The 19683-nt window shown below is 68.3% G+C and carries 20 protein-coding genes and 1 pseudogene; 19 read left to right on the top strand and 2 right to left on the bottom strand.

Annotation, left to right across the window (positions count from 1 at the left end):
• Positions 1 to 72 precede the first annotated feature (72 nt).
• The 7 genes and pseudogenes from ACWC5C_RS22435 to ACWC5C_RS22405 all read left to right on the top strand — a co-directional run bounded on the left by ACWC5C_RS22435 (position 73) and on the right by ACWC5C_RS22405 (position 4607).
• Positions 73 to 1002 carry a quinone oxidoreductase family protein gene (locus ACWC5C_RS22435; protein WP_450877868.1) on the top strand — a complete coding sequence of 310 codons (930 nt, stop codon included), beginning with the start codon at positions 73 to 75 and terminating at the stop codon, positions 1000 to 1002.
• A 76-nt stretch (positions 1003 to 1078) separates the two neighbouring features.
• The gene (locus ACWC5C_RS22430; protein ID WP_450877834.1) at positions 1079 to 1576 is read left to right on the top strand and encodes an NADPH-dependent F420 reductase; all 498 of its coding nucleotides are present in this window, start codon (positions 1079 to 1081) and stop codon (positions 1574 to 1576) included.
• 260 nt (positions 1577 to 1836) lie between these two features.
• Positions 1837 to 2598: an NADPH-dependent F420 reductase gene (locus ACWC5C_RS22425; RefSeq protein ID WP_450877832.1), complete on the top strand. Its 762-nt coding sequence runs from the start codon at positions 1837 to 1839 to the stop codon at positions 2596 to 2598.
• 556 nt (positions 2599 to 3154) lie between these two features.
• Positions 3155 to 3463 (top strand): hypothetical protein, encoded by a 309-nt coding sequence (locus ACWC5C_RS22420; RefSeq protein ID WP_450877830.1) that lies wholly within the window; start codon positions 3155 to 3157, stop codon positions 3461 to 3463.
• A complete protein-coding gene (locus ACWC5C_RS22415; RefSeq protein WP_450877828.1) occupies positions 3411 to 3803 on the top strand; it encodes an HNH endonuclease family protein in 393 nt (130 codons plus the stop codon). Before ACWC5C_RS22420 ends, ACWC5C_RS22415 begins: the two co-directional genes overlap by 53 nt.
• Positions 3804 to 3934: 131 nt before the next feature.
• Positions 3935 to 4096 (top strand): annotated as a pseudogene (locus ACWC5C_RS22410) (IS110 family transposase); the annotation flags it as partial.
• A gap of 43 nt (positions 4097 to 4139) precedes the next feature.
• The gene (locus ACWC5C_RS22405; RefSeq protein ID WP_450877826.1) at positions 4140 to 4607 is read left to right on the top strand and encodes a hypothetical protein; all 468 of its coding nucleotides are present in this window, start codon (positions 4140 to 4142) and stop codon (positions 4605 to 4607) included.
• Positions 4608 to 4669: 62 nt separating this feature from the next.
• Here ACWC5C_RS22405 and leuA read toward each other — a convergent pair whose 3' ends face one another.
• Positions 4670 to 6499 carry a 2-isopropylmalate synthase gene (leuA, locus tag ACWC5C_RS22400; protein WP_450877824.1) on the bottom strand — a complete coding sequence of 610 codons (1830 nt, stop codon included), beginning with the start codon at positions 6497 to 6499 and terminating at the stop codon, positions 4670 to 4672.
• A 193-nt stretch (positions 6500 to 6692) separates the two neighbouring features.
• On the opposite strand from leuA, the gene ACWC5C_RS22395 reads away from it, so the two are divergent.
• From ACWC5C_RS22395 to ACWC5C_RS22380, 4 genes are all read left to right on the top strand, one after another.
• Positions 6693 to 7382 (top strand): FadR/GntR family transcriptional regulator, encoded by a 690-nt coding sequence (locus ACWC5C_RS22395; RefSeq protein ID WP_450877822.1) that lies wholly within the window; start codon positions 6693 to 6695, stop codon positions 7380 to 7382.
• Positions 7383 to 7904: 522 nt separating this feature from the next.
• Complete coding sequence (locus ACWC5C_RS22390) at positions 7905 to 8357, top strand: carboxymuconolactone decarboxylase family protein (protein ID WP_450877820.1); 453 nt, start codon at positions 7905 to 7907, stop codon at positions 8355 to 8357.
• A gap of 93 nt (positions 8358 to 8450) precedes the next feature.
• Positions 8451 to 9140 carry an MFS transporter gene (locus ACWC5C_RS22385; RefSeq protein ID WP_450877818.1) on the top strand — a complete coding sequence of 230 codons (690 nt, stop codon included), beginning with the start codon at positions 8451 to 8453 and terminating at the stop codon, positions 9138 to 9140.
• Positions 9137 to 9469 (top strand): hypothetical protein, encoded by a 333-nt coding sequence (locus tag ACWC5C_RS22380; protein WP_450877816.1) that lies wholly within the window; start codon positions 9137 to 9139, stop codon positions 9467 to 9469. Before ACWC5C_RS22385 ends, ACWC5C_RS22380 begins: the two co-directional genes overlap by 4 nt.
• A 240-nt stretch (positions 9470 to 9709) precedes the next feature.
• Here the strand turns inward: ACWC5C_RS22380 and ACWC5C_RS22375 are convergent, their stop codons facing one another.
• On the bottom strand, positions 9710 to 11047 hold the full coding sequence (locus ACWC5C_RS22375) for an MFS transporter (protein ID WP_450877814.1): 1338 nt from the start codon (positions 11045 to 11047) through the stop codon (positions 9710 to 9712).
• Positions 11048 to 11877: 830 nt separating this feature from the next.
• Here ACWC5C_RS22375 and ACWC5C_RS22370 point away from each other — a divergent pair.
• From ACWC5C_RS22370 to ACWC5C_RS22335, 8 genes are all read left to right on the top strand, one after another.
• Positions 11878 to 12624, top strand: a complete 747-nt coding sequence (locus tag ACWC5C_RS22370; RefSeq protein WP_450877812.1) for a tRNA-dependent cyclodipeptide synthase — start codon at positions 11878 to 11880, stop codon at positions 12622 to 12624.
• Between the two features lie 197 nt (positions 12625 to 12821).
• Positions 12822 to 13628 carry a 2OG-Fe(II) oxygenase family protein gene (locus ACWC5C_RS22365; RefSeq protein ID WP_450877810.1) on the top strand — a complete coding sequence of 269 codons (807 nt, stop codon included), beginning with the start codon at positions 12822 to 12824 and terminating at the stop codon, positions 13626 to 13628.
• Positions 13629 to 13639: 11 nt separating this feature from the next.
• Complete coding sequence (locus ACWC5C_RS22360; RefSeq protein ID WP_450877808.1) at positions 13640 to 14533, top strand: 2OG-Fe(II) oxygenase family protein; 894 nt, start codon at positions 13640 to 13642, stop codon at positions 14531 to 14533.
• Complete coding sequence (locus ACWC5C_RS22355) at positions 14530 to 16047, top strand: cytochrome P450 (protein ID WP_450877806.1); 1518 nt, start codon at positions 14530 to 14532, stop codon at positions 16045 to 16047. Before ACWC5C_RS22360 ends, ACWC5C_RS22355 begins: the two co-directional genes overlap by 4 nt.
• Positions 16044 to 16985, top strand: a complete 942-nt coding sequence (locus ACWC5C_RS22350; RefSeq protein ID WP_450877804.1) for a 2OG-Fe(II) oxygenase family protein — start codon at positions 16044 to 16046, stop codon at positions 16983 to 16985. The genes ACWC5C_RS22355 and ACWC5C_RS22350 overlap by 4 nt, the downstream gene beginning before the upstream one ends.
• A gap of 51 nt (positions 16986 to 17036) precedes the next feature.
• On the top strand, positions 17037 to 17927 hold the full coding sequence (locus tag ACWC5C_RS22345) for a 2OG-Fe(II) oxygenase family protein (protein ID WP_450877802.1): 891 nt from the start codon (positions 17037 to 17039) through the stop codon (positions 17925 to 17927).
• Positions 17924 to 18847 (top strand): 2OG-Fe(II) oxygenase family protein, encoded by a 924-nt coding sequence (locus ACWC5C_RS22340; RefSeq protein WP_450877800.1) that lies wholly within the window; start codon positions 17924 to 17926, stop codon positions 18845 to 18847. The genes ACWC5C_RS22345 and ACWC5C_RS22340 overlap by 4 nt, the downstream gene beginning before the upstream one ends.
• A 381-nt stretch (positions 18848 to 19228) precedes the next feature.
• Positions 19229 to 19669, top strand: coding sequence for a VOC family protein (locus ACWC5C_RS22335; protein ID WP_450877798.1), 441 nt, complete (start codon positions 19229 to 19231; stop codon positions 19667 to 19669).
• Positions 19670 to 19683: the final 14 nt, after the last annotated feature.

Genomic DNA, 19683 nt, shown 5'->3' with positions numbered 1-19683 from the left:
CATCAGCAGACAACCCATTGGAGATCCACCGTGAAAGCGATCGTGACGCGACGTTTCGGAAACCCGCCCGAGATGGCCGTGGAGGAACGCCCGAAGCCGGTTCCCCGTGAGGGGTTCACGCTCGTCCGGATGCGTTCCGCGACGATCAACCAGCTCTCCCACACGATCCGGACCGGCGGGTTCGGCTTCTCGCATGCACCGCTCGTCCTGGGAAACGAGGGAGCGGGCATCGTCGAGGACAGCGCCCGCTTCCCTGCCGACACCCGGGTCTCCGTCTACGGGCACTCCGATCTCGGCGTGAGCGAGGACGGGCTCTTCCAGGAGTGGGCGCTGGTCAGGGACGACCGGCTCCTGCCGCTGCCCGACACCCTCGACTGGGCGGAAGGGGCGGCGCTGACGGTCAACTACCTGACCGCCTACCTGGCCCTCACCAAGGCCGCGAAGGTACAGAGCGGGCAGACCGCGCTGGTGTCCGGGGCGACCGGCTCACTGGGCCACGCCGTGATGCAGACCGCCCGGGCCCTCGGGGCACGGTCGATCGCCCTGGTCTCTTCCGCGCACAAGGCGCGCCGGGCAAGCGAGGCCGGAGCCCACGCGGTCATCGACTCCTCCTCGCAGGACCTCGACGAAGCCATCGCCGACCTGACCGACGGCCAGGGCGCGGACATCGCCCTGGACCCGGTCGGCGGCCCGCGGCTCGGCGAACTCATCCGGTCCGTACGCCGCCACGGCACAGTCGTCTCCCTCGGCTTCACTGGCGGCAGGCAGGCCACCGTCGAGGTCATGGACCTGCTCGCCGGCGAACGGCTCGTCACCGGCTACGGCGTGCACGGCGACTCCGACGACGAGATCACCAAGGGCCTGGACGCCATCGGCCGACTGGCCGCCGACGGACAGCTACGTCCGGTGATCGACAGCAGGTTCGCCCTCGAGAGCTTTGAGAACGGCTACACCCGCCTGGCCTCACGAGAAGCGGTCGGCTCCCTCGTACTCGACCTCTGACTCCCCGGGCGGAAAGCGGAGCCCTCCCCGCATCGCTTTCGCACCACAACACACCATCGGCCGACAGGACATGACCATGAGCACCATCGGACTGATCGGCAGCGGGCTGATCGGCGGCACCGTCGCACGCCTCGCCGTCGCCGCCGGACACAACATCGTCCTCAGCAACCGCCGGGGACCGGACACCCTGTCCGGCCTGGTCGCCGAGCTGGGCCCGCACGCCCGGGCGGCCACCCCCGCCGAGGCCGCAGCCGCCGGCGACATCGTGATCGTGACCATCCCGCTGCACGCCTACCGGATGGTCCCGGCCGAGCCACTGCGCGGCAAGATCGTCATCGACACCAACAACTACTACCCCGAACGCGACAGCCTCATCGCCGCACTCGACGCCGAAACCACCACGACCAGCGACTGCTCCAAGCCCACCTGCCCAACTCACACGTCGTCAAAGCACTCAACAACATCTTCTACGTCCACCTCGCCCTGGACGCCGGTCCCCTCGCTGAGGGCTGGCGCTTCCAACGCGACACCGCCGCCTACAGCGAGCCGTACTTCAGCCGAGGCCACAGCCTGAGCGCGACGGCACGAGGCGCCGAGCCCGGCCCAGGACAGCCCATCACCGCGGACACGCTGCGAGCCGCGCTGGCCGCAGCGAAGCGCTACCGCGACATGTGAGCCGACCCGCAGAACGCGCACCGCGTTGCGGCCCTCCGGCCACAAGGTCTTCCCTTCCAGGAGACTCCGCCGCCGTCTCGGGTGCCGCGCCACCGGCCACAGCCCCTGCCCAATCAGCCCATCACGCTCCGCAAGCGCACCCAGATCGGAACCCTTGCCATGCCCCAGACCATCGCCTTCATCGGAAGCGGCAACATTGGCCAGGCCCTCGCCCGGCTCACCGTCGCCGCCGGCCTTGACGCCGTCATGAGCAACTCGCGCGGGCCACAGACCCTCACCGACCTCGTCAGTGAGCTCGGCGACCACGCCCGCGCAGCCACCCCGGCAGAAGCCGCACAGGCCGCCGACCTCGTCGTGGTCTCCCTGCCGTTCCACGCCTACGACAAGCTCCCGACCGAAGCACTCGCCGGGAAGATCGTCATCGACACCATGCACTACTTCCCGGAGCGCGACGGCCGGATCAAAGAACTGGACGAGCGACAGACCACCAGCAGCGAGCTGCTCCAGCGCCACCTACCCGGCTCACGTGTCATCAAGGCCCTCGGCAACATGGACTCCTTCCGCCTGCACAGCTCGGCCCGCCCCGTCGGCCACCCCGAGCGCAGTGCCCTGCCCGTCACCGGCGACGATGCCCGGGCCAAAGGCCAGGTCACGCGGTTCATGGACGCCATCGGCTACGACGCCGCCCACATCGGCCCCCTCTCCGACAGTTGGCGTCACGAGGCCGGCACCCCCATCAACGTCATCCCCTACATCTCGCAGCCTCCCGAGGGCATGACTCCGGAGCAGGCGAACGACTGGCTCTTCAACGCACCCGCCGCCGTCGTCGACACCGCCCGCGTCAAGGAACTGACCGACCAGGCCACCCGTACCGGCCGCGTCGGTCTCTTCTTGGAGGACTTCCTCCCGAGCGAGTCCTGACGTTCCCTGCCTGCCTCACAGGCTCCGGACCCGAAGCACTGATCTGGTCAGGGCCGCACGCTTGGTCCGACGGACACAGCGGCCAAGATGCCGTGGACGAAGCCAAGAACCAGCACTCCGCGGCTCTGAGGAAATGCCACGTTCGTTGAGACTGAGCGACGATGCCATCAACCCGAGCCATTACCAGGATCGCTGGTCAGCGAGCACGGCCTATGCCACCAGCTGCGAGAACCTAGACGTGTTGAAGGTCAGGACGCGCCGTCGGAGCGGTCTGGCGTGAGCGCGGACGGCCCCGTTGCCGGGAGCGGTACGGGCAGGGCAGATGAGCATGGAACCTCCTTCAGCGAAACCGGAATTAGTGCTTCAGGTTCCGGTCCACTTCAGGCAGGGTGAGCAGAGGGTCGAAGACCTGGTCGGATTGTCTCGTGCAGCAGGTCAGCCGCGAGCCGGGGGTTCAGCAGGGCTCGGCGGTCATCACAGTGGTGGGCATTCACTCCGTCGAGGCATCTTTTGCCTCCGGCGGCATGGACCGTGAGCATCCGCCCATGTTCAGGACATGAAGCTCGCAATTCGCGCTGGTCTGGCCGGAGTTCTGGCCGCAGCCGCGCTCGCTACCGCCAGCCCCGCTCAGGCCGAGGACATCACGCTCCCTCTGCGTTCAGCCATCGCCACCCTGCCGGTGACCGAGGAGGACCGCAGCGGCTACGACCGGGATCTGTTCAACCACTGGATCGATGCCGACCGCGACGGGTGCTCGACCCGCTCGGAGGTACTGCTGGAAGAGGCCACGGTGGCGCCTCAGGTGACCGGCCGTGCACCCTCAACGGCGGGCGCTGGTACTCCTGGTACGACGACCAGGAGGTGAGGGCGCCCGTGGCCTGGACATCGACCACCTCATCCCGCTCGCCGAGGCCTGGGATTCGGGCGCCTCGGCCTGGAACGGCAAGCGGCGCGAGCGGTACGCCAACGACCTCGGAGACAGCCGCGCCCTGGTAGCGGTGGCCGCCCGGTCCAACCGCCAAAAAAGCGATCAGGACGTGTCCGAGTGGCTGCCTGACGACGCGGTGGTGTGCCGGTACGTGACCGACTGGACGGCGATCAAACTCCGCTGGGCCCTCACCGTCGACCCGGCCGAACAGCAGACCCTGACCAACCTCGCCGCCAACTGCCCGAACACCCCAGTCACCGTCGCCACCGCCGAGTGACCCCGGCCGCCCGTCGCCCAGCATGACGCCGGGCGGCGGGACCAGCCGTCAACCAGGAGATACGCGGGTGCGGCTGCACCGGGTCGTGTCAGCAGCCCCGGGGCGGTGATCCAGTTGGGGAGAATGTCGGCAACGCCCACTACCGGCGCTGACGCGAGCACGGAGACTGGCACGCCGCCGCCCAGCGCAACCTCTTCAACCGCATGATCGGCCAGCTCTACCACTGCATTCAGCACCGCAAGCTGTTCGACGAACACGCCGCGTTCCACACCGAACTGGCCGCCGCGGCTTGACGGCATAGCAACGTGAGGTGTCTACGAGCAGGCGATAGCCCCGGTGCAGGCCGCCTACGGTCTGCTCCCGGTCACCCCGGCCGACTGGCCGGAGCCACCACCGGTCGACCCGCGCCCCGATCCGCGGGACCTGAGCGGCGACGACATCGGGGACGGTTGGAACGAGCAGGCGCTCTTCCGGAGGATCGCCTCGCTGATGCCCGGGGCCCGCGCGGTGCTGCGCCGGATCACCGAGCTGGGCGGCACCGCCTCGTTCGACGAAGTGCAGCAGTACTTCGCCGACCATCCGACCACCCCGATCACGAAGGCGAGGATCAGCGGGGCCCTGGCCAGCGTCCCGGCGGTCCAGCGCCGTGTCGGCCCGGCTGACTCCTCCCCGCCTACTCCAGCAGGACGAGCGGGCACGGCTCTACCAGATCGACCAGGTGCTGAGGGGCTCAGACGAGCCTTCGTGATCGCCGATGGCCGCCCCAACCTGCAGCGCGGTGCCCCCGCCGCAGGGGCCACCTGACGCGGCCGCGCCACACCCCCGAAGCCCTCGTGCAGGTGAACTCGCCGCCGCAGCACAGGGTCTCAGGCACGGTTGACAGCCGACAGGACCGCTTGGACCGACGCCCTCAGGACGGACGTGTCCCGGCCGACGCCCCAGCGCACCGCATCGCCGACGCGGCACTCGGCGTAGGCCACGGCGGGGCTGCCGGGGCCGGTCGTGGTGGCGTGTTCGGCGAAGTGGAGGATGTCCACTGCGACCCCGGCGGCGGCCAGGGCGTCCGTCAGGGCGGACAGCGGGCCGTTGCCGGTGCCCTCGTAGCGGTGTTCAGAACCGTCGTCGCGCCGCACGGCGCACGCGAAGTTGTGCGTGCCCGGGGCCGTCTCGCCGGTGGTCCATGACGTCAGGGCCAGCCGGCCGTCGTGGTCGGGGGTGCCAGGCGCGACGTACGTGGCGTGGAACAGCTCCCACAGCTCCTTCGGCGTGACCTCCGTGCCGCTCTCGTCCGTGGCGGCCTGCACCGTGCGCGAGAAGTCGGCGCGCAGGCGGGGCGGCAGGTCCAGGCCGTAGTGGGCGTGGAGCAGATGGGCGATACCGCCCTTGCCGGACTGGCTGTTGACGCGGATCACCGCCTCGTACGTACGCCCCACGTCACCGGGGTCGATGGGCAGGTACGGCACCGCCCACGGGGCCTGGTCGACCGGTGTGCACGACTCGGCCGCCTGCCGGGCGTGGTGGGCCATGCCCTTGCTGATGGCGTCCTGGTGGGTGCCGGAGAACGCGGTGTGGACCAGCTCGCCGCCGTACGGGTGGCGGGGGTGGACCGGCAGCCGGTTGCAATACTCCACCGTGTCGCGGACGGCGTCGATGTCGGAGAAGTCGACCATCGGGTCCACGCCCTGGGAGTAGAGGTTGAGCGCGAGGGTGACCAGATCGACGTTGCCCGTGCGTTCACCGTTGCCGAACAGGCAGCCCTCGACGCGCTGCGCCCCGGCCAGCACCGCGAGTTCTGCGCACGCCACCCCGGTGCCCCGGTCGTTGTGCGGGTGGACGGAGAGGATGACCGCGTCGCGCCGCGCCAGGTGGCGGTGGGCGTACTCGATCTGGTCCGCGTACACGTTGGGGGTGGCGATCTCCACCGTCGCCGGGAGGTTGTGGATCACCGGCCGGTCGGGGGAGGCGTCCCACAGTTCGGTGAGGCCGTCGCAGGCCTTCAGCACGAAGTCCGGCTCTGTGAGGTTGAAGACCTCGGGCGAGAACTGGAATCGGATGTGCTCGCTTGCCGGGCGGGCGTCGGCGAGGCGCGCCATGTGCGTGGCGGCGTCCCGGATCAGGCCGTGGACCTCGGCGCGGTCGCGGCCGAGGACGATGTCGCGCCAGGTGGGGGCGGTGGCGGTGTACAGGTGCACCACGGAGCGCGGCAGGCCCTCGATGGCCGCGTACGTACGGTCGATCAGGTCGAGCCGGGCCGGGGTGAAGACCACCACGGTCACGTCGTCCGGGACGGCGCCGGACTCGGCGAGGTGGCGTACGAAGTCGAAGTCGGTCCGGCTCGCGGACGGGTAGCCGATCTCGATCTCCTTGAAGCCCATCGTCACGAGGAGGTCGAACATCCTGCGCTTGCGCGCGGTGTCCATCGGCTCGGCCAGTGCCTGGTTGCCGTCGCGCAGGTCCACCGGCACCCACAGGGGCGCGCGTTCGATCCGACGGGTGGGCCAGCGGCGGTCCGCATCGGGCAGCGGGAGCGCGACCCGGTCGTGGGCGGGCCGGTAGCGGTGGTACGGCATGGCGCTGGGGCGCTGCGGGTTCCACGCGGGGGCACCGGCGGGCACGGGCTCGTGCGGAGTACGGAGGGTGGGGAAGGCGGCAGGAGGGGCGGTGGCGGCGGAGACGCCGGAGGCGGTGCTCGTCATCGGGCTGGTGCCCTTTCGCTCGTGGGAGGACCGACCGGCAACGCACGGCACCCACGGCGGGGTGCCGGTCGTGTCAGGCCCCGCCGCGGCAGCCGAGAAGAAGGAGTCCGCGCAGCGTCATGCGGGGTACAGTAATCACAACCCAACTCCTCAGACAACCTGAGGAATCGAGAAGCCAAGAGGTGAGCACCGGATGCCACTCGGCGCCCTCCGCCGCAGCCCCCTGGTGGAACAGGCCACCGCGACACTGCGCAACGAGATCACCACAGGCCACTGGCCGGTCGGCAGCAAGCTCCCCAGCGAGACCACTCTCGCCAAGACGCTCGGGGTCGGCCGCTCCACCGTGCGCGAGGCGCTCCAGGCCCTGGCCGGGGCGGGCCTGGTGCAGGCACGGCAGGGGGCCGGTGTCTTCGTCGTCGCCACCGAGCCCGACGAGGACTGGCCGACGAAGCTCCGCCGCGCCGCCGTCGCCGACGTCTACGAGGTGCGGATGCTGATCGAGGTGCAGGCCGCACGCCTCGCCGCCGACCGCCGAACCGACGTCGACATCGCCGCCCTCGACGCCGCCCTGGCCTACCGGCGCGCCGCGTCGACAAGCGACGACGCGGCCTTCGTCGACGCCGACATCGCGCTCCACGCCGCCGTCGTCACGGCCGCCCACAACCCCGTGCTCACCGACCTGTTCGCCGAGTTCGCCCCCGCGCTGCGGCAAGGCCTCATCGATCTGATCGAGCTGCTCGGCTTGCGGGCCGACGAACCAGACCATGGCCATGAGGCCCACGCCGAACTGATACGGGCCGTCCAGCGCGGTGACGCCGACGCGGCGGGAGGCGCGCTACGGGCCGAACTGGAGCGGATACTGGCACATCTCCGCGGAGCCTGACCGGCGTGGCGGGAGCCGTCAGCGGTGTACCTCCGCTGGAACCTCAGCGCCGACCGCGCCGAGGCCAAAGCCCTCCACAAGATCGCCAAGGAGTGGAAGGACGCGACCGTGACGCACACCCCCGCCTCCTGAAATGCGCGAACCGGAGGAGGCGTTCGGTGATGGCCAGGCCACGATGTCGAGGACCCGTTCCAGCCTGCTGGCCTGGTAAGCGGCCAGTGCCCGCTGGTAGCCCGGCGATCACCGTGGCCAGCAACTGGGCATCGGCGCCCGGCAACAGGAGGGAGGGGCCGACATCGCCCACCTCTCCGGCCTGGACCTGGACCCGCTGCCGGCCGCCAGCCGGCTCCGCGCCGGAGTGCGGGCGGCACGACGCAGTGGCCCTATGTGGCGCCTCCGCAAGCGGGGTCTGGGTCGGTCGGCTTCGGTGGCCCGGGGGACCGGGCCCCGGGGAGATTGACCCATGTTTCTGCCATGGGAATGCGCCATATCTCGGGTCTTTTGCGCTCCTAGAGTCAAGGCATGACAGCGTTCCAGGTGCCTCAGCGCATGAACTTCTCGACCATCACCCCCAAGGTCTTCAAGGCCGTGCTAGCCCTCGACTCCGCCGCGCGGGAGGGGATCGACCCCGTGCTGCTGGAGCTGGTGCAGATCCGCGCCTCCCAGATCAACCGCTGCGCGTACTGCATCGACTACCACACCTCCGACGCTCGTAAGGCCGGGGAGACGGAGGAGCGCATCTACCAGCTCCCCGCCTGGGAGGAGTCGAGCCTGTTCACGCAGCGGGAGCGGGCGGCCCTGGCACTGGCCGAGGCCGTCACCCTCCTGCCCCAGGGCGTGTCGGACAAGGTTTACGAGGGGGCGGCCGAGCACTTCGAGGAGGAGGAGCTCGCCCAGCTCATCGCGCTCATCTTCACCACCAACGCGTGGAACCGGATGAACGTCACCACGCGCAAGACGCCCGGTACCGAGTAGCCGACGTTCCACTCACGGGCGGTGGTCCATCCACCGGGGCTTCCGCCCGTGGCGCGCCATGGACCGCTTACCGCACGAAGGGCTGATGAAGCCGTGACCACCGTCGACACACCGGTGCCCGCCACCACCGGCCGTTCGCCCGTCAAGGGCTGGCTCGCCGTCCTGGCGGTGGCCCTGGGCATCTTCGCCCTGATGTCCTCCGAACTCTTGCCGGTGGGCATCCTCACCCCGGTCGGCTCCGCCTTGGACGTCACCGAGGGCACCGCGGGACTGATGGTGACCGTTCCCGGCTTGGTCGCCGCCGTCACGGCGCCCCTGGTCACCGTGGCCACAGGTCACATCGACCGCCGTATCGTGCTGGCGCTCCTGGTCGGGCTGATGGGTGCGGCCAACCTGGTCTCCGCTTTCGCGACCAGCTTCGCGGTCGTCCTGGCCGCACGTTTCCTGATCGGCATCAGCGTCGGCGGCTTCTGGTCCATCGCCGGTGGCATAGCGATGCGGCTGGTGCCGGAGAAGCACGTGCCCCGGGCCACCGCCGTCGTCTTCGGCGGCGTGGAGACCGCGTCGGTCCTGGGCGTCCCCACGGGAACGTTCCTCGGGGACTCCAGCAGCTGGCGCACCGCATTCGCCGCCGTGGGCATCCTCGGACTGGTGTCCCTCGCCTGCATGCTCATCCTGATGCCGAAGGTGCCGGCCGAACAGACCATCACGTACGCGGACCTGCCGAAGGTCTTCAAGGCAACGCCGGTGTTCGAGCCGGGATCGCCATCACCTTCCTCGTGATCACCGGTCACTTCCTCACCTACACGTTCGTCAGGCCGATCCTCCAGGACGACGGAGTAGACGACAGCATGATCGGCGTGCTGCTGCTGACCTTCGGCATCGCTGGCATCTGCGGCAACTTCATTGCCGGAGCGCTCATTCCCAAACGGCTGCGGCAGACCGTCGTGGGCATCTCGGTGATCCTCCCTGCCGCCATGGTGACCCTCGCGTTCGTCGACAGCACCGCAGTCACCGCAGGCGGCATCCTGATCCTGTGGGGCCTGGGATACGGCGCGGTGCCGGTCAACTTTCCAGACCTGGATACTCGACGCCGCACCGGACACCGGTGAGGCAGCCTCCTCGCTGTACGTCTCCACGTTCAACCTGTCCATCGCACTCGGTGCGTTCGCCGGCGGCCTCGCCGTCGACGGCATCGCCACCGCGAGCGTGCTCTGGATCGGCGCCGCCTTCGCGCTCCTGACACTGCTCGTATTGGGCGTTGCCCGCCGCACCGCGGCCGTCTCCGCCGGGTGACGGCGCCTGGCATCGGTGGTGCGGGGAGTATGAGCCCGGCACGATCTGGAAGCCGGTCAATCTTCGTGGTCCGCGAGACATGCGTCCTGTCGCGGTCGCTCACGTTTCCCGATCCACACCGCGAGGATCAGACAGGCGGCCATGCAGCCCAGTGCGGTGGCCTGTAGTGCCGTATCGGAGGCCGCTTCCGCACCTACGCCGTGGCTTTGGTCGCTGACGGCCCCGGCGAGGGCAACGCCGAGGCCAGCCGCCACCGTGATGATCGTCTTGGTGACTCCTGATGCCTCCCCGGCGCGCTCTGGTCTGATCACTCCCTGAGTGGCGATGAGGGTCAGTGAATTGGCTATCCCGAGGACCACACCGCCGACGGTTGCCGCGGTCAGGTACATCGCGAGTGAGGACGCCCAGGCGAGGCAGGCGAGGACAACGGCTCCCATGCCGAGGCAGATGGTCATCACGCGCACCGCGGCTGGTGGAGTCACACGGCCTGCGAGCGGACCTGCGAGGGCCATGGCCAGTGCCGGGACGAGGAAGGCGGTACCGGCGACGGCGACCGACAGGTCCCACTGTCCCTGGAGCGTCAGAGGAACGACGAATAGGAACATGACTGTTGTGGTGTTGGCTACTCCCCCGGCGAGCGTGAGTGCCACGTAGGGGCCATTGCGGAAGAGCGTGAGTTCGACCAGTGGGCTTGCTGCCTTCTGTTCTTGCCGTACGAACCAGGTCAGCAGGGCAGCCACGACCACCAGGCCGGCCAAGCCGACGGGCCACTGCCAGTGTCGGCCGCGGTCGACGACGAAGGCGAGGGCCGCAAGTGCGGCCGTGGCGGTGAACAGCCCGCGCCAGTCGACCCTCCGGTGCGTGCTGGTGTCGTAGCTTTCGGCAGTGCGGGAGGCCCATACGGCGCCGAGCGCGGTGAGGGGGACGTTGAGCCAGAACACCGCCCGCCAGGACACCGCATCGGTGAGGACGCCGCCGATGAACGGGCCGCAGGCGGTGGCGATTCCGCCGATGCCCAGTGCGCGGCCGGTGGCCCTGCCGCGCAGTTCGCTCGGGTAGAGGTTGGTCAGCAGGGACAGTCCCACTGGCATGATCATCGCGGCGCCCGCGCCTTGGGCCACCCGGGCGCCGACCAGAACGGGCAGTGTCGGGGCGAGTGCGCAGACCAGGGACGACGTGCCGAACAGGGCAAGGCCGAGGACCAGTAGCCGCCGTCGGCCGAACAGGTCGCCAAGGCGTCCCGCGCCCAGCATCAGCGTCCCTGTGGACAGCAGATACGCGCTGATTACCCACTGCAGGCCGTCGCCTCCGGCGTGGATATCACGGCCGATCTGCGGCAGGGCCAAGTTCAGGGCGAACGAATCGAGCTGGATGCAGAACACGCCTACGGACATGGCCAGCAGGGCCCATCGTCGGCTAGCGAGTGCCGAAGTCACTACGGTCGGCCTCCTTCCTCACGCTGCAGCGGCAGCATCGTCGGGAACACCGCCGCCCGGTGGAGCGGCGGTTGAGGAGCTGATGGCGGAGGGGGAAGGCGCAGCCAGAGGAGGGACCCTGAAGAGAGGGTCGCTGCTGCTCAGAAGTGGAAGATGCGAGGCCCGGAAGAGGGGCCCGTCCGCAGAAGGCGGAATGCCACGTCATGCGGAGCGATACGTAGGGCTCGCTGCTCGCCGGACGGCTGAGATCACTGTAATCGACACCGAACTGCTTGCCAACTCCCCCTGGTTGTCGTGGAAGCCGACACGGGGGTCCGAGAGATATCGGCCATCATCGGCTGGGTGCTGGCCCGCTCGCCCTTCGTGGTGCTCGTGTGCTCTCCGGCTCGGTGCCGTGTCGCCGCGCATCCGGTGCCCGTGCGGTAAATGCCCAGCTCATCGGTCGTCATATGGGGGTGGCACTGGTCGGCGTCGCTTGCGTGTGCGGCCCCGGCGCGAGCGGGTCGGTGCTGCACCGTCCGCCACGCCGCGTCTACGCCCGCACACCTGCTGTGACCAGCCCTTTTCCTGGAATGCGATGCCTGATTGCCGACGGGGCTGAATTGAGAGCCCCTGCCGTTGGCTGCCTCATCGTCCGCCTGCTACCAATTTTGTGTGACCCCCGAGGGTGATGTGCGGAGATTTTCCAGAGTCATGTTCTCGTGGGGTCACATTGGGCTGCGTGCACATTCCGAAGGAAGCCGAGAGAACGTAATCCCTGCACTTCGCGACGAACTCAGGCGGTTGCAATGGCGCTGGATACTCAAGCGATCCCCCCTACCCGTCCGCAGCTGGAAACAACTCGCAGGACGCGCTACAAGGCGGAAATAGCATCTGTGTCTCCCGCGACGAGCAGAACTACCTTCGAGCAGTACGACACATGTTTTCTCGGCGTCAGCCTCGAGAACAGCAACTTCACCACCGCAAAACTCACGAGCATGGTCAAATGGATCTCACGGAGGTTCACCCGCTGCACTGTGCTCATCGGCGACAGCATCCACCGGCTCACACTGGAATCGACCCGCGGGATACCACCCGAGGAGGCCCGGGGCCGCGCACTGGAACTCGGAAACCAGTTCGCGGAGAACGAGCGAAAGGTCTTCGACGAGTACCGCGACTCCACCGACTTCACCTATCTGAACTGCAGCGATGTGCAGAAGAGTCGGCAGTTCTCCGAGTTTCATGGCGAGTTGACAACGTTCTTCGCCAAGGACGAGGTGTTCCGCTCGTCGGTGGAGTCGTTCGGACGCGCATACCACCGCAAGCACTCTTGCGGAGCCAGTGCGACTGAGTGGGAAAACCGCATCAGGATGTCCAGCGAGTACTTCCTGGAAGAATTCGCGATCTTTGCCTGCCTCAAGCAGCAAGGGATTCCAGTGATGGTGTATCCAGGATCTTTCAGCACGCTTTCCGAGATAGCGAGAGGAGAACATCCGGGAGCACCAGAAGAGCTGCGCGACCTCGTCGTCGTGTCCCTCCACCTGAAAGGCCGGTGAGCATGGAATCCACGCCTCGTACGCCGACCCCCGAGATACGCCGGGGGCAGATATACCGGGACGTCTACGCGAAGCGTTCTCCTGACCAGCCGACCCTGGGTGAAGCGCAGCTCGAGAAAGCCCGGATTTCCTCTGGGGAGCTGTGCTTCATGGATTCTTCTGCGCAGGACAGGGCATTCAGTGACGGAGTCTTCTTATTGGAGATCCCCGCCGAAGTCGACGTCTCGGCCGGTGACGCGTTCGCTCAGCAGTTCTACTGCGGGCCGTCCACCGTCCCGTATGGCCGGTTCCGCACCATCGGCAGCGACCGCTTCGGCGACCCGCTGCTCGGCTTCCACCAGCGGATCAATCAGATCGAGCAGTTTCTTCTGGAACGGCGCTTCTGGGGCACCGACTATCCGCCGGAGATCGCCGCGCTCGGCGAGGTGCTCACCCGGATCTCGCAGCAGGTGCTGTGCTCCGTACTCGCTCACGTGGGCATATCCGAGCAGGACTGGGCGCGGGCCACCGGCGGCTGCTCCCAGTCCGGCGGCTCGTACCACCTGACGTTCAACCACTATCGGCCCGCCCACGAGGAGATCGGCCTCAGCTCTCATAAGGACGACGGCTTCCTCACCATCCTGCGGACCACTGCTCCGGGCCTGGAGGTCGCCCGTGGAGACCACTGGGAGGTCGTGCCCGTAGACCCGGACTGCTTCATCATCAACTTCGGGCTGGCCATGGAACTCCTCACCGCGAACAGCGGAACGCCGGTCGCGGCGATCATGCACCGGGTCGCGCATCAGCAACATGACCGGTCCAGTTATGGGCACTTCAGCTCCAGCGGCTGTCTGCCCGGGGAGGACCAGGGCATCTACCGCTACGTTCAGGGCGTCGGCCTGGAACGCATCTGTGGCTCGCGCCAGCTCATCGACGAGAACGACTACGAGATCTACGCCGGCACCGAAGCCCCCAACACGCCTGCCTCGCCCCTTCGCATCACAGCGGAAGGCGGGCGCGGATGAGCACCGGGGCAATGACACTCCAGCGTGCATCAGTGCAGGAGGCGGGCCTTGCCTTCCATACCGAGGGCGGCCTGCCCCAGGCGCTGCGGGACGGCTGTTTCCTGCTCGCCATACCCACCGGATTCGATCCCGGGCCCGGTGTCACGCTGTGCCGTGAGTTCTACCGTCCGCCGGAGGACGGCTCGGATGGGATCCAGTCCTATCGCGGCTTCCGGACGCTGGAGGACGTCTACTTCGACCGGGAACACTTCCAGACCGAGCACGTGCTCATCGACGGGCCCGGACGTCGGCGCCACTTCCCCCGGGAACTCATCGCCATGACCGAGCAGATGAGCGAGCTGACCCTGCTCGTGCTGCGCTGCGCGATGGCCGAGCTGGGCATCGCCACGGCCCTGTGGAGCAAGATCACCGGTGGAGCCGTCGACGGGCGGGGCACGCACTGGTTCGCGGCGAACCACTACCGTTCCGAGCGTGCCCAACTGGGCTGTGCCCCGCACAAGGACACCGGATTCGTGACCGTCCTCTACAACGAGGAGCCGGGTCTGGAAGCGTCTGTCGACGGCGTGTGGGTCCCCATCGATCCGGCGCCCGGCCACTTCGTGGTGAACTTCGGCGGGGCCTTCGAACTGCTCACCGCGGCTCTGAGCCGGCCAGTGCGCGCCATTTTGCACCAGGTCAGGCAGTGCACCCGGGTGCCCGGTGCGGCCGACCGGTTCTCGTTCGCGGCCTTCGCCAACCCGCCCGCCGCCGGAGACCTTTACCAGGTCCGCCGCGACGGTTCCGCCGCTGCGGTGCGCAGCTCCGCGGACTTTCTGCGAGAATTCAACGAACAGACTTGGTCCGACCGGCACACTGACTTCGGGATCGCCCAGTCGGTCGGCGTCGGCAGGGGTGGGCTGTCGTGACCACTTCAGCCGACGGCCGCCGGGCCGTCCGCAAGGACACGACCGTGGCCCTGCCGGAAGGGCCGGGCGCCCCCTTCCCAGGAGTGCTCGCGCACCATCGGGGCCCCAGCCGACTGCACGGCCACGCCCCAGCCTTCCATGAGACGACCGTGGTACGTGGCGAACCCGCCTCGCACTACTTCCGTGCTTCTGGCATCAGCGCCCTTGCGGAGGAGAACGGCGGCCTGTGCACGTTCTGGATGGGGCAGCGGCTCGCCCTCTACCAGATCACCAACACCCCTGTGGCTGGCGAGGGCGCCCTCGCGCCCTCTACCGACGCCAACCGTGAGCTGTTCGGCGATTTCATGGGGTCCATGCCCCACGACCACCCGGACCGCCCGGCGAAGCGGGCCGCCGTCGAACGCTCCCTGGGCAACGGCAAGTTCGTCGAGGGCCTTGAGCCGGCCATCCGGCAGCACACGGCCGACCACCTGCGCCGTGCGGCAGGGCAGGAAATCCCGCTCGACGACTTCACGCTGTCCCTGACCGCTTACGTGGACAGCATGATTCCTGGCGTCCTCGACCTCACCCTGCGGCCTTTGCCGGAATACTTGCACTCGGCAGAGTACGGCCATGTGGTCCGCGGTTTCTTCGACCTCGCCTCCGATGTCATCAGCAACGACAACCCGGAAGCGATGCGGGAGTTCGACGTCATCGTCCCGTTCGTCCGCGACCTGCTGACGGCCAACTTCGAGTCCCTGGCCGAGGCCCCCGCGTCGAACATGATCCGGCGCTACTTCGCGCTGTGGGAACGCCCCTTCACGCGCCGCAGCGTCGCCACGTTGGACACCGCGCAGATCAAGGAACTCGGCACGATCATCGTGGCCACGTACGACACCACTGCCCTGAGCCTGATGTGGGCACTGGGCTACGTGGAGAGCACACCGCCGGTCAAAGCCGCGCTCACGGCGGAGGCACGGGAGGGTGGCGGCGACGGCCGGTGTCCGCATGGCGGCTCCTCGCTGTCCGTGACCGACCTGACGGTCCTGGAAGCCGTACGGCTGGGCGGCAGCAATCCCAGCTCCCTGTGGCGCCGTACGACCGCGCCCTTCACCGTGCACCACCGAGGAGCTGAGGTGACCGTCCCGCCGGGCACCATGCTGTGGCTGGACCGGCGGCAGGCCAACCGCGATCCGGCGGTCTTCCCGGAGCCGTGCCGCTTCGCACCGGCCAACATCAAGGCCATCGCCCGCTCCGAACGCGAGACGGTCTCCTCCCTGCTCTCCCGCGGGCGCTATGAGATCAACTCGTTCAGCATGATCAATGCCGAGCGGAACCCGCGTAAGTGCCCCGGCCGCCTCTTCTCCGTGCGGATGCAGTCCCTCGTCCTGCAGGAGCTGTACGGCCATTACACGGTCAGCGCACAGGGCGTCGACCTCCAGCTGAAGCGTCACGCTTCCATGCCACGTCCCGCACATCCCGGAACGATCACGATCCAGCGCGACACCGGCACACCGAGGGAGCCGATCCGATGACGACCTTCAACGCCGTGACGGCCAGGGCACCCGTTGTCCTGCCCCCGATGCCCGGCGAGCAGGAGGCTCTCGCCGCCTACCCGCCGATCGCGCTTGAGCGCTCCCGGCTCCACGGCCAGGACCTGGTCTTCGACCGCGACGGAGGGTTCGACCGGGCGCTGGCCCAGGGCTTCTTCCTGCTGCGTATCCCCGACAACCTCGATACCGGACCCGGCGACCGGTTCGCCGCACACTTCCATCAGGACCGGGCCGGCGATGCCCTCGACGAATACCGCGGCTACCGCGACATCGACGTCCCCGGCACCTACCAGGGCTACTTCGACCGCGAGCACGACCAATGGGAGAACTTCTACATCGAGCAGGCGAACTGGGCACTGCTGCCTGCCGAGGTCGCCGAGCTGGGCCGCGGTATGACCGGCCTTGGCATCGCCGTCCTGAGGGCCGTCTTCCGCCACCTGGACGTCCCGCCACAACTGTGGAGCAAGATCTCCAGCGGGCTGTCCGACGGCCGCGGCCACCAGATGTTCGCGTTCAACCACTTCCGTTCACGCAAGGCCACCCGCGGCTGCAAGTTCCACCGCGACTCCGGATGGGTGACCGTGCTCCGCTCCTTCGAGCCCGGCCTGCTCGCACTCATCGAAGGACAGCTGGGTGCCATCAACCCCGTGCCAGGGCACTTCATCGTGAACTTCGGCAGCTCCCTCGAAGTGCTCACCCAAGCCCTGCCGACACCTGTGCGCGCCAACGTCCACGGCGTAGTCGCCACCGAGCGGGGTGCCGGCCGGCCCGACCGGACCTCGTACGTCACCTTCCTGGACTCCGGCCTCGACGGCACGATCTACCGCCTCGAGAACGGCACGGCGCGCCCCATGCAGTCGGTCGCCGACTTCGCCGTGCAGGAAGTGAGCCGCACATACGACGACAACGTCGCGCTGTAAGCGCGCCCGGGCCACAGCAGCAGTGACCACCACGATGGGAGCAGTCCTAGCATGACGACACATGTCGTTGAGGAAGAAACCCACCTCACCCTCCCCGCGGCAGCAGTAGAGACGGGCAGGCTGCGGTTCGCCTCGGCAGGCGACGCAGACCAGGCACTGCGCCTGGGCGCGTTCAACCTGGCTGTCCCCGAGGACCTCGATGTGACCGCGGGCCTGGCCTTCTGCCGCAGCTTCTACCAGCCCGCCACCGGCGACCACGACCGCCACCACGGCCACCGTGAGCACACTCACCCCGACTCCAAGCTGGGTTATGAGGACCGGCCCGACCAGGTGGAACAGCTCCAGCTGGAGAGTTTCCTGTGGCGACGGTATCTGCCCGGCGAGGTGACGGCCGTGCTGCGGCGCATGAGGGAGCTGACCCTGGATACCCTCTACGGGGTCTTCGACGCGATCGGAATACCCGAAGAGGACCGGCAGCTCGTCACAGGTGGCGCCCGCGAGGACACGGGACTGTGCTACACCACGGTCAACCACTACCGCGCAGGGCTGAGCGACCGCGCCGGAATCGTCGAGCACTCCGACAGCGGGTTCATCACCACGATCTGCACCGACCAGCCCGGCTACGAGATTCTGTACGAGGGCCGCTGGCTGCCCGTCCGTGAGCGCGCGGGCCACTTCACCGTCAACCTCGGCGACGCCTTCCGGGTCCTGACCAGGAAGCTGCCCCGACCGGTGACCGCCGTCTACCACCGTGTGCCCGAACTGCGCCCCGAAGCCGGCGCTCCGGACCGCTCCTCGTTCACGATCTACATGGGCCCGCGGTACGACATGTCCCTCTACCAGTACGACACACAAGGGAAGCTGCGGGACTTCCAGGGCTTCCGCGAATTCTCGGTGGAGAAGGCGGGCAAGCTCGGCTACGAGTTCCACTCCCGCATATGAGCACGGCACGGGAACACGTGCGGACCGCCGCGCGACAGGGCTGGCAGCTGGCGGAACTGCGGCACGACAGCCTCGTCTTCACCGCCGACGACGGCCTGCGACACGCGCTGAAGGACGGCTTCTTCTACGTGAAGCAGCCCGCCGGCCTGGATCTGTCCGCCGGAGACCGCTTCGCCCGCAGTTTCTACCTCCCCGCCGAGCGAGGTCGCGCGGACCCCTACCGGGACTACCGGCGGTGGACGGCGAAACAGCTGGGCCCGCATCAAGGCTACTTCTGCCGTGACGCCGACCAGACCGAACAGTTCTTCCTGGAGAGCGCCTGGTGGGATCGGGTCTACCCGGCCGCACTCATACGGCAAGCCGAGGCCATGCGCGACTTCGCCATCAGCATCCAGCGCGCCGTGCTCACGCGTCTCGACCTGCCGCGCGAGCTGTGGAACGAGGCCACCGGGCACAGCCTCACCCCCCAGGGCACCCACACACTCACCTTCAACCACTTCCGGCCGGAAGTGGCCGCACGCGGCCTGAACATCCACAAGGACTCGGGCTGGGTGACCGTGCTGCGCTCCACCGAGCCCGGACTCGAGGTGGACCGGGACGGCGACTGGCACCCCATCGACCCGATACCGGGCACCTTCATCGTCAACTTCGGCTGTGCGATGGAGATCCTGACGCGATCGACCACGACACCGGTAGCGGCGGTCGCCCACCGCGTGGTGCGCCAGGCGTGCCACGACGAGGCGAAGCCGGACCGCTTCTCCTATGCGCTGTTCGTCGACAGCAGCCTCGACAACAGCGTGTGCCCGGGCTTGTTCACCTACGAGCCATCGACCGGTCTTCGCCTGGAGACGAGCTTCGAGACCTTCCTCGACGACATCCTCGACAACACCTACCAGCAGGACACGACCGGACTGTACTGAAGCTGGAACACAAGCTGGAAACACGCCACGCCTGCACTCTGCGTGGCGTGTTTCCAGCGCGGAAGCCGGGTGGCCGTTCCTGTTCGAGGAGCTGGTCGACACAGCCACGGCCACCGGTCCCGCGTGACGGCCCCGCCGTGACCGGCGGGACCAGCAGCCCGGCGACGGCGCCGCGTGTGGCTTCAACGGCGCTGGAGGACACAGACGATCCGGTGCGGCGACGTTCCGTCCTGGCCCGACGTCCATGTGATGTCGTACGAACGCGCGATCCCAGATTTTTCGGAGTTCGGCGGTCTGCGGATGTCGAAAGGGTGCCACCGGCTCCGTCCCAGGGACGTCAGCGGGCACCACCGGCCGCACGAGGAAGAAGGAGAAGCCAGCATGGCGATTCAGCGGATGGACAACGTCGGCATCGTCGTCGAGGACATGGATGCCGCCATCGCGTTCTTCGTGGAACTCGGTATGGAGCTGGAGGGCAGGGCGGAGGTAGCGGGCCTCGTCGCCGACCAGTGCACCGGACTCGACGGCGTCCGCTGTGACATCGCGATGGTCCGGACTCCGGACGGTCACAGCCGGCTCGAGCTGGCGAAGTACCGCAGCCCCGCGGCGATCAGCGCCGGGCCGCGCAACCGGCCGCACAACATTCTGGGCACGCACCGCGTCATGTTCGCCGTCGACGACATCGAGGACACCGTTGCCCGACTGCGCCCTCACGGCGCCGAGCTGCTCGGCGAGATCGCCCGGTTCGAGGACAGCTTTCTGCTCTGCTACCTCCGCGGCCCGGCGGGCATCATCGTCGGACTGGCCGAGCAACTGGGCTGAGCGGGAGGAACCGA

The sequence above is a fragment of the Streptomyces sp. NPDC001700 genome, assembly GCF_053596435.1.
The sequence above is the reverse complement of the archived record's forward strand: the minus strand, read 5'-3'. Positions and strand labels throughout refer to the sequence as shown.

What these genes read in the sequence shown, in the direction of transcription:
- ACWC5C_RS22335 (WP_450877798.1), top strand. Translation starts at nt 19,229, where the DNA reads ATGGCGATTCAGCGGATGGACAACGTCGGCATCGTCGTCGAGGACATG.
- leuA (WP_450877824.1), bottom strand. Translation starts at nt 6,499, where the DNA reads ATGACGAGCACCGCCTCCGGCGTCTCCGCCGCCACCGCCCCTCCTGCC.
- ACWC5C_RS22435 (WP_450877868.1), top strand. Translation starts at nt 73, where the DNA reads ATGGCCGTGGAGGAACGCCCGAAGCCGGTTCCCCGTGAGGGGTTCACG.
- ACWC5C_RS22370 (WP_450877812.1), top strand. Translation starts at nt 11,878, where the DNA reads ATGGCGCTGGATACTCAAGCGATCCCCCCTACCCGTCCGCAGCTGGAA.
- ACWC5C_RS22420 (WP_450877830.1), top strand. Translation starts at nt 3,155, where the DNA reads ATGAAGCTCGCAATTCGCGCTGGTCTGGCCGGAGTTCTGGCCGCAGCC.
- ACWC5C_RS22340 (WP_450877800.1), top strand. Translation starts at nt 17,924, where the DNA reads ATGAGCACGGCACGGGAACACGTGCGGACCGCCGCGCGACAGGGCTGG.
- ACWC5C_RS22425 (WP_450877832.1), top strand. Translation starts at nt 1,837, where the DNA reads ATGCCCCAGACCATCGCCTTCATCGGAAGCGGCAACATTGGCCAGGCC.
- ACWC5C_RS22375 (WP_450877814.1), bottom strand. Translation starts at nt 11,047, where the DNA reads ATGTCCGTAGGCGTGTTCTGCATCCAGCTCGATTCGTTCGCCCTGAAC.
- ACWC5C_RS22390 (WP_450877820.1), top strand. Translation starts at nt 7,905, where the DNA reads ATGACAGCGTTCCAGGTGCCTCAGCGCATGAACTTCTCGACCATCACC.
- ACWC5C_RS22345 (WP_450877802.1), top strand. Translation starts at nt 17,037, where the DNA reads ATGACGACACATGTCGTTGAGGAAGAAACCCACCTCACCCTCCCCGCG.
- ACWC5C_RS22430 (WP_450877834.1), top strand. Translation starts at nt 1,079, where the DNA reads ATGAGCACCATCGGACTGATCGGCAGCGGGCTGATCGGCGGCACCGTC.
- ACWC5C_RS22350 (WP_450877804.1), top strand. Translation starts at nt 16,044, where the DNA reads ATGACGACCTTCAACGCCGTGACGGCCAGGGCACCCGTTGTCCTGCCC.
- ACWC5C_RS22395 (WP_450877822.1), top strand. Translation starts at nt 6,693, where the DNA reads ATGCCACTCGGCGCCCTCCGCCGCAGCCCCCTGGTGGAACAGGCCACC.
- ACWC5C_RS22360 (WP_450877808.1), top strand. Translation starts at nt 13,640, where the DNA reads ATGACACTCCAGCGTGCATCAGTGCAGGAGGCGGGCCTTGCCTTCCAT.